The sequence below is a fragment of the Chryseobacterium sp. JJR-5R genome, from assembly GCF_034047335.1.
GTDB lineage: Bacteria > Bacteroidota > Bacteroidia > Flavobacteriales > Weeksellaceae > Chryseobacterium.
This window is the reverse complement of the sequence record NZ_CP139137.1, coordinates 3,196,742-3,210,649: the sequence shown is the minus strand read 5'-3', so window position 1 is coordinate 3,210,649 and position 13,908 is coordinate 3,196,742. Positions and strand designations below refer to the sequence as shown.

Sequence of the window (13,908 nt, the reverse complement as noted above, 5' to 3'; positions counted from 1 at the left end):
ATAACTGATAAACAGAAATCCCCAAGCGTAAGCAAGGGGATTTTTTTGTAATCAAAAATAGTAATATATTTGGCCTTTACTATGGAAAATCCAATTTTAGAAGAACTAAGGAAAATAGCGATTCATTTCAAAATAGAGCCTGCAGGAACTGTGGGGCATTCTGCTTCCGTAAGTGATGTGATCCGGGTTTTTTCCGGGATTCAGGAATCATTCAGGAGCTTTATAAAAATTGAAATAAAGAAATCCGCTGAATTCAAAGGTGAAATTGCCAAAAATAAAAATCTGATCAACCAGATCATGGCGGAAATGGATCTTCTGATTGTTGATGCCAAATTCAGTTACCAGTCATCCATAGTGCCGGACATATCGCAGGACCTGAGCCTGTTTAAAAATGATACCTTATCCTGGAAGTCCCGGAAGTTTCAGGAGTACAAAGATAAGATCATCTATTCTGACATCAATGACATCAATAACCTCTATGCACTCAGTAAAAAATATACCATTCGGGAAAGAGATCTGATATTTACGCCTTTATTTAATGCTTCAGGAAATGGGAAAGATTATAAAGTAAGGGTTTGGGAGCAGGACCGTGAAAAAATAAATCTTATAAAGCCCAAAAAGCTCTACGAAACTTATTTTAAGCCCAACAGGGCAAAACCTGTAAATAAAACGGAAAGGATTACACACGTTATACAAAAACCCGGTAAGGAAAAGAATTAGGAGATCTTATCATCTTGCGTGATCTCATCATTTCATTGAACGAAAAAAAGATTATGATTTGTCAATTAGGTATAAAATAAGACCGCCGGGCTAAAGTCCGGCGGTCTTATTTATTTTACTTGAATTATTTCCTGAACATGATTTCATCAAGTTTATTCTGATTGAGGTAAATTTGCTGAAACTCGATCGACATATGCTGATACAGAAGCTTCCAGTTTTGGATTTTGGTCAGTTTCTTAAAACTCTCAAAAGAACGGATGAAAAGATTTTCAATCATTGTTCTTACGTAAGAATTGCTCTTTCTGTAGATCCAGTCCATTAATTTAATGTGGTGTGCAATGATGTTTATCTTTGATTCCTGCAGCAGCCTTTTCAGGTAATTCACGATGGCCTGTATAACGCCTGGGAAATTTTCCTGTACAGACAGTTGGTTAATCTCATTTCGGATCGGTGGGTAGAAAAATTTTAAATACTCAACAGCTATTGTCTGATTAATAGTTTGCATCGGTACGTTCATCATATTAATATTTTTCAATTGTCTCTGATTATATCCAAAACTATACCAAATCACAGGCATGCGGCGAAAACAAATACCCCTGCAATTACGGCAATATGGGTAGCCCATATCCTGATCTGATCCCTGGAATTGGACTGTTCCCATTCTTTCCAGTCATACTCCTTTCTGATTTTCTTTCTCATAATTTTAAAATATGTAATAAAACGGTTTAAATATGTAATGAACTAGATGTTGTGGCTGTAGATCTGTTTTGTGTAAACTGACTGCAGGTCGTGTGAAAGATGGCTGAAAATAAAGTCCCGGTACTCTTTGCTGCAGAAAGCCGTACAATTGTCCAGAGAATAGATGAAGGAATTTTCAATGGCATTTTTTACCATCGTATCTCCGGTTCTGTACATTTCTCCCATTTTTTCAAGGCATTTGAACAGTTTGTTCCTTTCATTTTGCCGGATCATCTTTTTCATTTTATCCGTAAAGAGTTCAATCACCTGATAAGAATTCTGTATTCTTACTTCCTTGATTTCATCCCTTATTTCAGGTATTACATTGGTAATTTCCCGGGCAGTCTGTAAATAATCCATATAAATAGTATTTGGTTGTGAAGTTTGACTATTGATTAAAGTTCATCATAATCGTGATGCAGGGAATACGATATTTGCTAATCAATTCCCAGGATGTTAATTGTGCGGTTAATGTCCTGATTTCATTACTGCTACATGATGTATTGATAATCATCATGCCAAATTCTATACCTTGTGTAGAGCCCTCGGTATAATGGCTTCGTAATCAGTTATATATTTTAAATCAGCCATAAATTTTCTTAAAATAGCATTTCAAAATGATATGGTGTTTATCAGAATGAAATTCTGCGGATTGTCTGATTTAATTAATATCTTTGCACTCCAAAATATTCAGGACCATGTTTTCAAAAATCGTAGTACACAGAGTAGGAAATAAAATCAACGGAGAATCTCTGATGCTTTCCCAGGAAGAATTGCAGCTGGAAGAAGGAATGGCAGAGCTGCTTGAAAATTACTTTTTAGGTTCTTTTAAATCTGAGGAGACTTTTCATTTTTACAGCGATTCCTATCTGGTCAACAATCCGGTATACAGTTCCGTATCTGAAATTTTTGAAGACAAAGCTAAATTCATTTGGGAGTCTGAGAATATCGCAAAGCATCTTTTTGAAGCTGCCGAAAACCCGAGAGTCCAGGGCGGGGAACTTTTCATCGTTTATTTTGAAGACGAAAGGGAAGGTACAGAAAGAGTAGACAAAATAGGGATCTTTAAAACGGAAAAAAGAGAATCGTTCTTGAAAATTTCTTCCCGGGAAGATAATTTTGACCTTGAAAAAGACCAGGGAATCGGTTTGTCTAAAATTGATAAAGCCGCTTTGATTTATAATAACGACAAAGAAACCGGATATGTACTTTCTGTGGTGGATAATAACAAGAATGGAGACATGTATTACTGGTTTGAAGATTTCCTGAAGGTGAAACAGCGGGACGACGATTATTTCCATACCCAGGAAGCCTTGATGGTATACAAAGATTATATCACCAAACAGCTGCCGCAGGAATTTGAAGTATCCAAGGCAGACCAGGCGGATTTTTTAAATAAATCCATCAATTTCTTCAAGGAGAAAGAAGAGTTTAAGCTGGATGATTTTGCCAGTGAAGTATTGGGGGACGAGCATGTGATTGAAAGCTTCGTTAATTTCAAAACGGATTACGAACAGGACATGCAGATTAATATTGCCGAGGAATTCCCCATCAGCGAAGCGGCCGTAAAAAAAACGCAGCGCCACTTCAAGAGCATTATCAAACTGGATAAAAATTTCCACATCTATATCCATGGAGACCGGCAGAAACTGGCCCAGGGAGAGGATGAGAAAGGGAAATATTATATGCTTTATTTCGAGAAGGAAGTTTAAGCTATAGGCCGTTTCTGGGTGCAGACAGTGACGGGCGGATTTTATATTGATCCGTTTTATTACCGTAAATGTACTGTTTATGATATTGAAACGACGTTATTTATGTGGTATGTGTTTATTTGCAAAAAATACCACATCTGTAAAAAAAAACTTATATTTGATTGATCAAAGTATTATATGAATTTTGTAGAGTGTCATGAAGAGCCCATCCACATTCCGGGCTACATACAAAGTTTTGGCTATCTGATTGGCATCGATGCAGAGTCTCATTCCATCACTTTTTTTAGCAAAAATATAAAGGATATTTTTCCTGTTGAAAACCCTGAACAGCTTTTCGACAGGAAATTAACTGATTTTCCGGATGTTTTTGGAAGCATCATAGAATCTGATATTTATACTTCGCTTCCTGATTTTACAAAAAGAGACAATGAAACCTTTTTCGATAAAATTTTTACTGACGGTAAAGAATACCATTTATCCGCTTTCAGGAGCAAGGGCAATATTTTCCTTGAGTTTGAAAAAGTTTCACTTAATCCCAATAAAAGGATTACCAATAAATATGATAATTTCTATATTATTGATGATGAACAGGAGATCTGGAACCAGCTTCTGAATACGCTGTCCAGAATTGTGAATTATGACCGGATGATGGTGTATAAGTTCATGATGGACGGATCCGGAAAAGTAGTGGCGGAAAAAACCAATGACAATCTGGAGAGCTATCTTGGGCTTCATTATCCCGAATCCGATATCCCGGTACAGGCACGCGAGCTTTACATGAAGAAAAGGAAAAGAATCTTCAGCAATGTACACGCTGAAACCGTTCCTATCCTGAGTAAAAAACCTGGTGAAATCGATCTTACCTATGCTGCCTCACGCGGCATGTCACCGATCCACGGGCAGTATATTAAAAATTCCGGCGCTTCATCAAGCTTCAGTGTTTCAATCATTATCGATGATCATCTTTGGGGGCTGGTTACCTGCCAGAATTCCGAACCCAAGCATATTGACCTTGAGGACAGGGTACAGGCAGGGATTTTCACGGCCCTTGCTTCCAATGCTTATTCATCTTTCAAATCTAAAAATGAACTGAATTACCGGCTGGAACTTAACGAGAAAACATCGAGGTTAAAATCGGAATTTTTAAAGCATAACAGTCTTTTCAATTCCCTGATTGAAAATAAGGACGAGATTAAAAATATCCTGGAAGCGGACGGTCTGGCCATTTTAGCAGAGGATAAAATCATTACCGAAGGAAGTGCGCCTGACGTAGATACCATACAAGCCATTGTTCAGTGGGCACATGAAAATACGGATGACAATATTTACCTGAGCAGGAGTTTTCTGAAGGATCACGGTAAAGAACTGGGGCTGGATGAAAAGTCGGCAGGGGTCGTTATCTATTTTATGGAAAGAAGCAAGAACAATGTTCTGGTCTGGTTCCGTAAAGAATTTGATGAGCATATCAACTGGGCAGGAAATCCGGAGAAAAAAGTGGATGTGGTTTTCCGGGACGGGGAAGAAAAGAAAGTAGTTTCCCCGAGAACTTCCTTCCAGCTTTTTACCGAGAATATTAAGGGAAGTTCAAGAAGATGGGATTCCAGGAATATGGTTGCCCTGCAATCCGTACGCGACCTGATTTTGGAGACCTCACACAAAAATTATATCACAATCAAAAGGCTTAATGATGAGCTTAAAAAAGTAAATGAGGAGCTGGACAGCTTTTCCTACACCATTTCCCATGATCTCGGGACGCCTCTAACGGTGATGAAGCTCAATGCCCAGATGCTTCTGAAAACGGTTACCGATACCTCTGAGAAAAGCCGGAACAAGATCAATTCCATTATTGAAGAAATTGACAGTATGGCTGAAATGATGAATGATGTCTTACAGCTGAGCCGTGCAAAACACAGCGAAATCCAGCTGGAAGACCTTGAAACACAGCGTACCATCGAGAAGATTTCCGAGAATGCAAAGATCACGTTTGACAGTCCGCAGACTGAAGTTATTATTAAAGGCTGCCCGCGGGTACTTGCTGATAAGACTATGCTGCATCAGGCGTTCTTAAATATCATCAATAACGCCATTAAATATTCTTCCCAACAGGAAAACCCTAAAGTAGAAATTGAAGGGATTGAAGCGGAAGATCAGGTTATCTACAGAATTTCAGATAACGGGATCGGGATTCCGGCAGAAAATAAACACAAGATGTTTAAGATCTTCAACAGGATGGACAATGCCAAAAAGTTCAAAGGGAACGGCGTGGGGCTGTCTATCGTGTACCGGATCATGAAAAGAATCGGCGGGGAGGTAAGCTATGAAAGCAGCGAGGAAGGTACATCTTTTATTCTAACATTCAAAAAGCCTCACCTTGAGTAACATTTTAAATTCTTATGATGGTATCTGAATATCTAAAACAACATACGGCAGAATATCATGATGCTGCTGAAAATCTTTTTAACTCCGGGAAAATTTTTAATAAGACCTTTACGCTGGAAGATTATAAAAAAATTATCGGCACCAATTACCTGATGCTCCTTAATTCCGAAGCTGAAATTTTCCGGAGCCTTTCCGGTAATTTTTCTGAAAAACTTCAGCTGGGCAGCAGGAGAAAGCTTCCCCTGATTGAAAAAGACCTGGCCGGCCTGGCCATAAAACCGCGTTCAGCCTCTGAAGAACTGGAATTTTCCAGTGAATATGAAGCGCTGGGAGCCATGTATGTGATTGAAGGCTCAACTTTGGGAGGAAACGTGATTGCCAAACAGCTTTCCAGAACCGAAGGCTTCGATCAGGTAACCTTTAACTTTTTCGGCTGTTACCGGGAAAATACAGGCCCGATGTGGAAAAACTTCAAAGAAGTACTGGACGGGGAAGTAACCGAAGAAAAGTATGATGAGGTTCTGTCAGGGGCCAGAAAATTATATACCTTCCTCTTGAACGTTAATTAAACAAACGGTTGGAATTTATTAATTTATCCCAACTCCAGATAACAAAAGCTGCCGTAAGAAATTCCGGCGGCTTTTTCATTCCCATAAAGTGAGGCTTTTGATAATTTGTTTTCAAAGCAGGCGTTGATTTTTGCCATTTTAAAAGATTCTAAGTGTCGTTTTCAAATAAATGTAAATAAGTATAATTAAAATTCCTGAAAAATTGCTCAATTTTTCAGGAATTGTTAAATTTGGGCGTTTCCAATTTCAAATTAGAAAATAATTCAGCATGAAACCGCAGGGTTCTGTGATGACGCATTAATAAACAATAAAAAGTATACATTATGAAAGTAACTGTAGTAGGTGCAGGCGCTGTAGGCGCAAGCTGTGCAGAATACATCGCTATGAAAAACTTCTGTTCAGAAGTGGTTTTGGTAGACATTAAAGAAGGTTTTGCAGAAGGGAAAGCCATGGATCTGATGCAGACGGCATCTTTGAACGGTTTCGATACGAAAATTACCGGGACAACAGGAGACTACAGCAAAACTGCAGGCTCACATGTAGCCGTGATCACATCAGGAATCCCGAGAAAACCGGGAATGACCAGAGAAGAGCTGATCGGGATCAACGCCGGTATTGTAAAGGAAGTAACTGAAAACTTAGTGAAAAATTCTCCGGAAGTAATCATCATTGTGGTTTCTAACCCGATGGATACCATGGCTTACCTGGTACATAAGACTTCAGGTCTTCCTAAGCACAAAATCATCGGAATGGGAGGCGCTTTAGACTCTGCAAGATTCAAGTACAGGTTAGCTGAAGCCCTGGAAGCGCCAATTTCTGACGTTGACGGGATGGTCATTGCTGCCCACAGTGATACCGGAATGCTTCCTTTACTAAGCAAAGCAACAAGAAACGGTGTTCCTGTAACAGAATTCCTGGATGATGAAAAGCAGAAATATGTTATCGAGGAAACAAAAGTAGGCGGGGCAACGCTTACCAAACTGTTGGGAACTTCAGCCTGGTACGCGCCGGGTGCAGCGGTTTCTGTAATGGTTCAGGCCATCGCTTGCGACCAGAAGAAAATGATTCCTTGTTCTTTGATGCTGGAAGGCGAATACGGTCAAAATGATATCTGCCTGGGTGTTCCTGCCATCATCGGGAAAAACGGAGTGGAGCAGATTGTAAATGTTACCCTTACGGCTGACGAACAGCTGAAATTCGCTGAAGCAGCCCATGCTGTAAGAGAAGTAAACAGCGATCTTAAGTTTTAACTGATCAGACTTTATATTATGAAAACCGCGCCCGGAGGACGCGGTTTTCTTATTTATGTTTTTCAAAGAAACTAATTTCTATTTTTAATTGTTCCGAATTTTCTCAAAAACTGTTCTCTTCCCTTTTGATCATAAATATAAGGGTCAGCAAAACTGTTTATCCAATCATTTTCAATTTCTGAAATACTTTTACCGACAAACTTTTCTAATTCTGCTCTTTTAACATCAATTTGATAAATTTTATTTTGGAAAGGTAAAATAATTTCTATTTCATTTATAAAATTGAACTTTTTCATTAACCTTGCAGGGCTTCCAACAAGTGTTTTCTGAATTGTACTGCCTGTTGACCAGTATAATTTTAAATCATTTTCTTTCAATCCGGATTGAGGATTCAGTTCTTTGTACTCTTTATAATTTTTCACATAAGTAATTATAAATTTTCCGTTTTCTGATTTAATTTTCTTTATTGAGGTAGCTCCGTTTAATCTGGAAACTTCACTTTTTAATTGATCAGGATCTGTTTCAGAATCTATATTATGATTAAGCAATAATGAATCTGATTTTTGTTGCGGTGCAAGGTCAATTTCTTTCTTTTTGCCTGATTCAGATTTATTACGATCTGTACATTGTAATGATACAGATGCTATAAGTAGAAGTACAATTTGTTTCATATGCAATTAATGGGGTTTCATTAATACATAACATAATACTGCTACTTCTGATGTTTTCATATTGTCAGCATAATTATTATTTGCTATACCTTCATCTATGCATATTTTTAGATTATCTGCATCGGATTTCATTTCTTCAATTGATTTATATTTTTCATGATCCGCTTTTTTTAGATTGGCTATGAAATCTGCGCATGTAGCTAATTTATTTTCATCAGATGCTGTTTTCCATTCAAAAATTAATTTCTTATGCAAGGTGCCATTTTTCATCCATTCTAAATCTGGATTATTTTTTTGGCTGCAGGAACTTGAAATATATATCGAAACCACTAAAATCAATAACTTTTTCATATTAATTTACATCAACTATTTGCACTAAACTTTCCCATTTGTTTTTCTCATAGTAACTTAGCTTACTATATCCATTCATGTTGTTTATGGTATAAACCGCTTTTATATTTTTTAGGTCCTTTTCTTCATTATGCAGGGCCGTAATTGGATTATCCGGAAATCTGGCACTATTGGGCTTATTAAAGAATACTAAGATCTGAAAATATCCATCAGTGTAATCAGACTTATTAGCCGAGCAGTAATGTTTTAACTGATTTAACTCTGTATTTTTATCGATCTCAAAAATTGTCATTTGATTAAAATTATCATCCAGTTCTCTGATCTCTTTTTTACTGTCAATTAATTTAATATTATTATGTCCGGATTCTGCTTTTGTTTGTACATTGGTACCTTCAGTAAGTTGATTTTCTGGATTTAACAAGGAAATGCTGTCCAGTTCTTTGGACTTCATTGTTGACTCTTTATTATTACAGCTTAGAGTAATCAATGAAATTGTTAAAGCAAGAAGATTTAGTTTTATGTTCATGATTATATTTATACCTCAAAACTAAATAATATTTATACTTTTTAATTACGGTAAACCATAATCACATTTTATTGATGTAGTTTATTCTTTAATTTTCGTTTATTATACGCTAATTGTAAGTATCCACAATCTAATTCTTCCTGACTCCAAACAATTTTCAATTCTTATATTGTAGTTTAACAAAGAATTTTAAATATAGGTTTCAGATGTTAGTTTTCGCCACAGCTGATTAATTTACTACTATTCTGACAGCAGTTGTATTAAGCGTTCTGCCTGTCCTGATGCTTTTCTTTCAATATCCTCTTTGGTATATCCCGCATTAACGGAAGTCCGTGAAAATAAACCGGATCAACATATTTCATTTGGGCATAATAGGCAGTCTGTTCCATATTTTTGCAGAATTCATACACTTTAAAGTGATGTTCCCCCAGCGTATGGTATTCACTTTCAGGTGCGCCGACGGTAAAACTCGGGATGAAATGCTTTCCTTTTAATTTATCGCCCTGGGAACCATAAGCAAACCGGTATTCAAAAACGAGATCGAACCAGTGTTTTAAAATGGCAGGCATGTTATACCAGTACAGAGGATACTGGAATATGATGGTCTGGTGTCTGAGCAGAGCTTCCTGTTCATCCCGGACATTAATGTTGAAATCAGGATACAATTGTGAAATATTTCTGATTTCCACAGTTAAGCTGCTGTCTTTTAATTTTTCAATAATGGTTTTGTTCGCCAGTGATTTTTCGATGTCCGGATGTGCGAGAATAATTAATGTCATGTTTTATACTATAAAAATTAGAGTTGCAAATTTATTTTTAGTCGTGTACATTTGCAATACCTATCCAATTGGATAGGTATAAAAAATGAAAAAGGAATGCACAGGCAGCCATGTAAAAATCGGTGAAAAAGTATATCCCTGCTCCGTAAGTGTTGCGATGGATCTGTTAGGCGGGAAATGGAAAACCGTTATTCTTTATCATCTGAAAGATAGCGAGAAAAGGTACAGCGAACTGCGGAAGGAGCTTTTTTCCGTTACGGAAATGACTTTAAGCATCCAGCTCAGGCAACTGGAAAAAGACGGTCTGGTATCAAGAACGATTTTCGGAGAAAAGCCACCTATAAAAGTAGTCTATGCCCTCACGGAGTTCGGTAAGACCGTCATTCCTGTTCTTGAAGCTATTACAAAGTGGGGAAATCAGATCGTAGAAAGGAAAGGAGAGTTTGTGGAATAACCGGCTGTTTAAATGCATTCAAAACCCTGTCAACTCCAGATCACAGTCTTCAAAAATACAGATTGTATATCCCATGGTGTGGCTTGATTTTAATTCTGATTCTGATTCTGCTAAGCTCTGCTTGGCATTACCTTAAATCATCAGGTCAAAGCTCATAAACACAGCAGTCTCAACAGAATCCGCATACCTTTTTGTATGGATACCGGTAAACATAAAACCGCATTTCAGGTAAAACTGAATCGCAGAATAATTGGTATTCTGTGTTTCCAGCTCTACGATCCTGCAGTTCAGCTCACGGGCTTTGCGGTTGACTGCTTTTATGAGCAGCCTTCCTGTATTCTGTCGTCTGTAGGCTTCGCTCACCACAATATGTTCAATGATAAGGCTGTTGTTCCATGTCCTGAAATTGCAGATGACCCAGCCGATCAGTTCCTCTTTATGAAAAGCACCGAAAGAATGTCCCTGTTCAATTATTGTATTGAGTAGGTCCACATCGTCCGGCCCAGTTGCCCAGGCTTTTATATACGGCTGTTTTTTCTCTCTTAAGCTAAATTCAAAAGCGTTTCCCATTTCAATAGCAGACACCACATAGATGGTATCGGTTTCATAGCCGTTTAAGCTGCGGTTTAAAATTGAGTTATCGGTGAACTTCTGCAGTTTTCTGATCTCCATTGAATATATAATTTTACGAAAGTTTTTTACGGATAATAAATTCTTCATCAGCCATTAGCTCAATATGCGGGCCGTTTGCAGGATAGGACTCCGGTCCGTTTTTAAGACCGAACTGTACAGTATATTTTTCAGCAGTATTCTGGATTTTGTTTCCAAAAGAAATGAGATCAGTAATTTGGATATGGTCTTTGGTCTGACGACCGTTGGTGAAAAAAAGCATCAGGTTAACAAAATCATCTGTTTTAAAGTCAAAATAATAAAAAACAGAGATGTTTTCCTCACGGCATACTTTGGTAAGCTCATTCAGGAATGCTGTTTTCATGGGTAAAGGCAGATGACAGTCGATCCGCATCGAGAAATTTTCCGCATCATGTTTTTTGAAGTCAGAACCTGTCAACTGTATGAAATCGTGTTTTCTTTGACCGTAAATTCCTTCATGGTCTGCATCAAACTTATAAGCAGTTTCCGTTTCAGGGGAAACTTTATATTCTGTGGGGACAGCGTTTTCATCTTTTAAAACTTCTTCAATCTCTGAAACCATCTGGAAATGATAATCGAATAAAGTATAATCGCCGGTTTCTATAAAGAGATGATTTCCGTCTGTCTTTACTTTTAAATAGGCTCTTTTATATTCAGATTTCAGTTCTTTTATTTTGGATAAAAAATGTCCTGCATCTTCTAAATACACGCTTGCCTGAAGCCGCGCAGGATTATCGGCATGCCCACCAAAACCTTTCAGAAATCTGAAAAATTTAAAATCATACAGCCTATCAGGAAACCTGTAATACCAGTATACGCCTAAAATCATGTTAAAAATCTGTGAATTTTGAATTCAGTATATTACTTTTGGTACTGTACAGGATAATCTGTATGAAAACCAGCATTGAAATAACGGCCATCCTGATCATTACATTTTCCGAAAACCTTTTCCTGATCACCTCCATAGAGCTGATCTTCCCTATGGTGAATTTTTTAAGCTGGTTCATGTCCGTAGACCCGTTTACGCTGGCGATTTCAGAATTGATTTCAGCTTCATTCGGTGTTACGGCTACATTGACCAGGTTGATATTACTCATGAAAAGCCATCCGAACAACAGAATGGAGACAAATAAAAGAAAAGGTCTGACAAGTTTCATTAAGACGTGATTTAAACGGATTCCGGTTCTTTCAAATGTAAAAAAATACATCCGGAAAAAAGTAATAAAAAGAGACTTATTATAACCCGGTAAGATAAAAATAGGTCAAAAAAATCCTAAATAATAGCTGAGGAGTACCTTTATGTCAAATACTGAAGCAAATATTATCTTTTTGTAATGAAACGGAAGTGTAAATTAATTAAAATTTCACATCCTGAAAATTCCAAAACCCGTAAATTTGCTTTCAACAAAATTTTACGGAATGCTTAGGAAAATTTCGGTTGTGGCGGCTGCTTTTTTGTCCGTTATTACAACCCATGCGCAGAAGAACAGAAATTCTCAGTTGGAGAGGCCTAAATTAGTGGTAGGTCTAGTGGTAGATCAGATGAGATGGGATTACCTGTACCGTTTTTACAACAAATACGGTAATGAGGGTTTCAAAAGATTGTTAAATACGGGTTATTCTTTAAATAATGTCCATATTCCTTACATTCCTACTGTTACGGCTCTGGGGCATGCCTGTATCTATACGGGATCAGTACCGGCAATCCACGGTATTGCGGGAAATGACTGGACTGATAAAGAGACCGGGAAAAACGTATACTGCACAACGGATGAAAGCGTACGGCCGGTAGGCACCCAAAATGTAAAAGTGGGGAGCCATTCTCCGAAAAATCTATGGTCTACCACCGTTACGGATGAACTGAGGCTGGCAACCAATTTCCAGGGCAAAGTGGTTGGTGTTTCCCTGAAAGACCGGGCATCCATCCTTCCGGCAGGGCACACCCCGAACGGGGCTTACTGGTTTGATGATTCTTCAGGGAACTTTATTACCAGCACCTGGTATATGAACGACCTCCCGCAGTGGCTGAAATCATTCAATGCGCTTAACCTGCCGGATAAATTAGTGGCCAACGGCTGGAACACGCTGCTTCCGATCAGTCAGTATACCGAGAGCGCACCGGACAATTCTTCTTGGGAAGGATTGCTGGGAAGCGCAAAAACACCTACATTTCCTTACAGCAACTTAGCCGCCGACTATCAGGCAAAAAAAGACAATATCCGTTATACGCCGTTTGGAAATACACTGACTTTGAAATTAGCTGAGGCTGCTGTAGAAGGTGAAAAGCTGGGAGGCGATGACGTTGTGGATATGCTGGCAGTCAACCTGGCTTCCACAGATTATGCAGGCCATAAATTCGGGCCTAATTCTATTGAGGTAGAAGATGTTTATCTGAGGCTGGACCAGGATTTAGCACAGTTTTTCAGTTACCTGGATACTAAAGTGGGGAAGGGCAAATATACCGTTTTCCTTTCGGCAGACCATGGAGGAGCCCATTCCGTAGGATTTCTGCAGGAACATAAAATAACAACCGGTTTTTTCGGGGATGGGATAGAAGCTGCTATGAATCTGAAGCTGAAAGAGAAGTTCGGGGTGGATAAACTGATTAACGGCGTTGACAATTACCAGATTTATTTCGACAGGAAATTATTGAAAGAAAATAAATTAGTATTGGACGAGGTAAGGGATTTTACCGTTCAGGAAATTGAAAATGACCCCAATGACCTGTATGCCGTTTCTGTGACGAAAGTGCAGGAAGCTACAATTCCAGAGCCGCTCAAGCAGCGGATTATCAATGGGATCAACAGGCAGAGAAGCGGGGATATCCAGCTTATTTCTCATGATTCCATGCTTCCGCCGTATGCAAAAACAGGGACTACGCACAGTGTCTGGAACTCTTATGACTCTCATATTCCCTTGATTTTCATGGGCTGGGGAATTCGGCACGGCGCAAGCGATAAACCTTATCACATGACCGATATTGCACCTACAGTTTCATCCTTGTTAAAGATCCAGTTTCCCAGCGGGAATGTCGGAAACCCGATTACTGAAGTAACGGAAAAATAAAACAATTCAGAATAATAGAATAAAAATCCTTGACATAAGTTG

Annotated in this window: 16 protein-coding genes and 1 pseudogene; 7 read left to right on the top strand and 10 right to left on the bottom strand. The window is 38.3% G+C overall.

From position 1 onward, the window contains the following. The first annotated feature begins 81 nt into the window (after window positions 1-81). Entirely contained in the window at window positions 82-720 is a 639-nt protein-coding gene (locus SD427_RS14140; RefSeq protein ID WP_320558448.1) for a hypothetical protein, read from the top strand. A 124-nt stretch (window positions 721-844) separates the two neighbouring features. On the opposite strand, the gene SD427_RS14135 is transcribed toward SD427_RS14140, so the two are convergent. From SD427_RS14135 to SD427_RS14125, 3 genes are read right to left on the bottom strand one after another with little or no spacing between them, the layout of a single operon-like run. After that, window positions 845-1,255, bottom strand: a complete 411-nt coding sequence (locus SD427_RS14135; protein WP_320558447.1) for a hypothetical protein — start codon at window positions 1,253-1,255, stop codon at window positions 845-847. Between the two features lie 32 nt (window positions 1,256-1,287). Continuing rightward, window positions 1,288-1,419 (bottom strand): hypothetical protein, encoded by a 132-nt coding sequence (locus tag SD427_RS14130; RefSeq protein ID WP_320558446.1) that lies wholly within the window; start codon window positions 1,417-1,419, stop codon window positions 1,288-1,290. 42 nt (window positions 1,420-1,461) lie between these two features. After that, on the bottom strand, window positions 1,462-1,818 hold the full coding sequence (locus SD427_RS14125) for a hypothetical protein (protein ID WP_320558445.1): 357 nt from the start codon (window positions 1,816-1,818) through the stop codon (window positions 1,462-1,464). Window positions 1,819-2,156: 338 nt separating this feature from the next. Here SD427_RS14125 and SD427_RS14120 point away from each other — a divergent pair, with 338 nt between their 5' ends. The 4 genes from SD427_RS14120 to SD427_RS14105 all read left to right on the top strand — a co-directional run bounded on the left by SD427_RS14120 (window position 2,157) and on the right by SD427_RS14105 (window position 7,368). After that, window positions 2,157-3,170 carry a nucleoid-associated protein gene (locus SD427_RS14120; RefSeq protein WP_320558444.1) on the top strand — a complete coding sequence of 338 codons (1,014 nt, stop codon included), beginning with the start codon at window positions 2,157-2,159 and terminating at the stop codon, window positions 3,168-3,170. Between the two features lie 177 nt (window positions 3,171-3,347). Continuing rightward, window positions 3,348-5,549, top strand: coding sequence for an ATP-binding protein (locus SD427_RS14115; RefSeq protein ID WP_320558443.1), 2,202 nt, complete (start codon window positions 3,348-3,350; stop codon window positions 5,547-5,549). A 14-nt stretch (window positions 5,550-5,563) separates the two neighbouring features. Continuing rightward, the gene (locus tag SD427_RS14110; RefSeq protein WP_320558442.1) at window positions 5,564-6,118 is read left to right on the top strand and encodes a biliverdin-producing heme oxygenase; all 555 of its coding nucleotides are present in this window, start codon (window positions 5,564-5,566) and stop codon (window positions 6,116-6,118) included. Window positions 6,119-6,441: 323 nt separating this feature from the next. Further along, window positions 6,442-7,368 carry a malate dehydrogenase gene (locus tag SD427_RS14105; protein WP_320558441.1) on the top strand — a complete coding sequence of 309 codons (927 nt, stop codon included), beginning with the start codon at window positions 6,442-6,444 and terminating at the stop codon, window positions 7,366-7,368. Window positions 7,369-7,439: 71 nt separating this feature from the next. On the opposite strand, the gene SD427_RS14100 is transcribed toward SD427_RS14105, so the two are convergent. The 4 genes and pseudogenes from SD427_RS14100 to SD427_RS14085 all read right to left on the bottom strand — a co-directional run bounded on the left by SD427_RS14100 (window position 7,440) and on the right by SD427_RS14085 (window position 9,695). Continuing rightward, window positions 7,440-8,039: a hypothetical protein gene (locus SD427_RS14100; RefSeq protein WP_320558440.1), complete on the bottom strand. Its 600-nt coding sequence runs from the start codon at window positions 8,037-8,039 to the stop codon at window positions 7,440-7,442. Between the two features lie 6 nt (window positions 8,040-8,045). Beyond that, complete coding sequence (locus tag SD427_RS14095) at window positions 8,046-8,390, bottom strand: hypothetical protein (RefSeq protein ID WP_320558439.1); 345 nt, start codon at window positions 8,388-8,390, stop codon at window positions 8,046-8,048. 1 nt (window position 8,391) lies between these two features. Next, complete coding sequence (locus SD427_RS14090) at window positions 8,392-8,916, bottom strand: hypothetical protein (RefSeq protein WP_320558438.1); 525 nt, start codon at window positions 8,914-8,916, stop codon at window positions 8,392-8,394. Window positions 8,917-9,156: 240 nt separating this feature from the next. Then, window positions 9,157-9,695 (bottom strand): annotated as a pseudogene (locus SD427_RS14085) (NAD(P)H-dependent oxidoreductase). Between the two features lie 85 nt (window positions 9,696-9,780). On the opposite strand from SD427_RS14085, the gene SD427_RS14080 reads away from it, so the two are divergent. Next, complete coding sequence (locus tag SD427_RS14080) at window positions 9,781-10,149, top strand: helix-turn-helix domain-containing protein (RefSeq protein WP_320558437.1); 369 nt, start codon at window positions 9,781-9,783, stop codon at window positions 10,147-10,149. Between the two features lie 132 nt (window positions 10,150-10,281). On the opposite strand, the gene SD427_RS14075 is transcribed toward SD427_RS14080, so the two are convergent. The 3 genes from SD427_RS14075 to SD427_RS14065 are packed head-to-tail and all read right to left on the bottom strand — an operon-like array spanning window position 10,282 to window position 11,957. After that, window positions 10,282-10,821 carry a GNAT family N-acetyltransferase gene (locus SD427_RS14075; protein ID WP_320558436.1) on the bottom strand — a complete coding sequence of 180 codons (540 nt, stop codon included), beginning with the start codon at window positions 10,819-10,821 and terminating at the stop codon, window positions 10,282-10,284. 13 nt (window positions 10,822-10,834) lie between these two features. Next, complete coding sequence (locus SD427_RS14070) at window positions 10,835-11,629, bottom strand: hypothetical protein (RefSeq protein WP_320558435.1); 795 nt, start codon at window positions 11,627-11,629, stop codon at window positions 10,835-10,837. A gap of 1 nt (window position 11,630) precedes the next feature. Next, a complete protein-coding gene (locus tag SD427_RS14065; RefSeq protein ID WP_320558434.1) occupies window positions 11,631-11,957 on the bottom strand; it encodes a hypothetical protein in 327 nt (108 codons plus the stop codon). Between the two features lie 262 nt (window positions 11,958-12,219). Between SD427_RS14065 and pafA the strand changes: the two genes are divergently transcribed. Continuing rightward, the gene (pafA, locus tag SD427_RS14060; RefSeq protein ID WP_320558433.1) at window positions 12,220-13,866 is read left to right on the top strand and encodes an alkaline phosphatase PafA; all 1,647 of its coding nucleotides are present in this window, start codon (window positions 12,220-12,222) and stop codon (window positions 13,864-13,866) included. The last annotated feature ends 42 nt before the right edge of the window (window positions 13,867-13,908 follow it).

Excerpts from the sequence above, each read along its gene's own strand:
- SD427_RS14140 (WP_320558448.1), top strand. The coding sequence starts at position 82 with ATGGAAAATCCAATTTTAGAAGAACTAAGGAAAATAGCGATTCATTTC.
- SD427_RS14130 (WP_320558446.1), bottom strand. The coding sequence starts at position 1,419 with ATGAGAAAGAAAATCAGAAAGGAGTATGACTGGAAAGAATGGGAACAG.
- SD427_RS14125 (WP_320558445.1), bottom strand. The coding sequence starts at position 1,818 with ATGGATTATTTACAGACTGCCCGGGAAATTACCAATGTAATACCTGAA.
- SD427_RS14120 (WP_320558444.1), top strand. The coding sequence starts at position 2,157 with ATGTTTTCAAAAATCGTAGTACACAGAGTAGGAAATAAAATCAACGGA.
- SD427_RS14115 (WP_320558443.1), top strand. The coding sequence starts at position 3,348 with ATGAATTTTGTAGAGTGTCATGAAGAGCCCATCCACATTCCGGGCTAC.
- SD427_RS14110 (WP_320558442.1), top strand. The coding sequence starts at position 5,564 with ATGATGGTATCTGAATATCTAAAACAACATACGGCAGAATATCATGAT.
- SD427_RS14105 (WP_320558441.1), top strand. The coding sequence starts at position 6,442 with ATGAAAGTAACTGTAGTAGGTGCAGGCGCTGTAGGCGCAAGCTGTGCA.
- SD427_RS14100 (WP_320558440.1), bottom strand. The coding sequence starts at position 8,039 with ATGAAACAAATTGTACTTCTACTTATAGCATCTGTATCATTACAATGT.
- SD427_RS14095 (WP_320558439.1), bottom strand. The coding sequence starts at position 8,390 with ATGAAAAAGTTATTGATTTTAGTGGTTTCGATATATATTTCAAGTTCC.
- SD427_RS14090 (WP_320558438.1), bottom strand. The coding sequence starts at position 8,916 with ATGAACATAAAACTAAATCTTCTTGCTTTAACAATTTCATTGATTACT.
- SD427_RS14080 (WP_320558437.1), top strand. The coding sequence starts at position 9,781 with ATGAAAAAGGAATGCACAGGCAGCCATGTAAAAATCGGTGAAAAAGTA.
- SD427_RS14075 (WP_320558436.1), bottom strand. The coding sequence starts at position 10,821 with ATGGAGATCAGAAAACTGCAGAAGTTCACCGATAACTCAATTTTAAAC.
- SD427_RS14070 (WP_320558435.1), bottom strand. The coding sequence starts at position 11,629 with ATGATTTTAGGCGTATACTGGTATTACAGGTTTCCTGATAGGCTGTAT.
- SD427_RS14065 (WP_320558434.1), bottom strand. The coding sequence starts at position 11,957 with ATGAAACTTGTCAGACCTTTTCTTTTATTTGTCTCCATTCTGTTGTTC.
- pafA (WP_320558433.1), top strand. The coding sequence starts at position 12,220 with ATGCTTAGGAAAATTTCGGTTGTGGCGGCTGCTTTTTTGTCCGTTATT.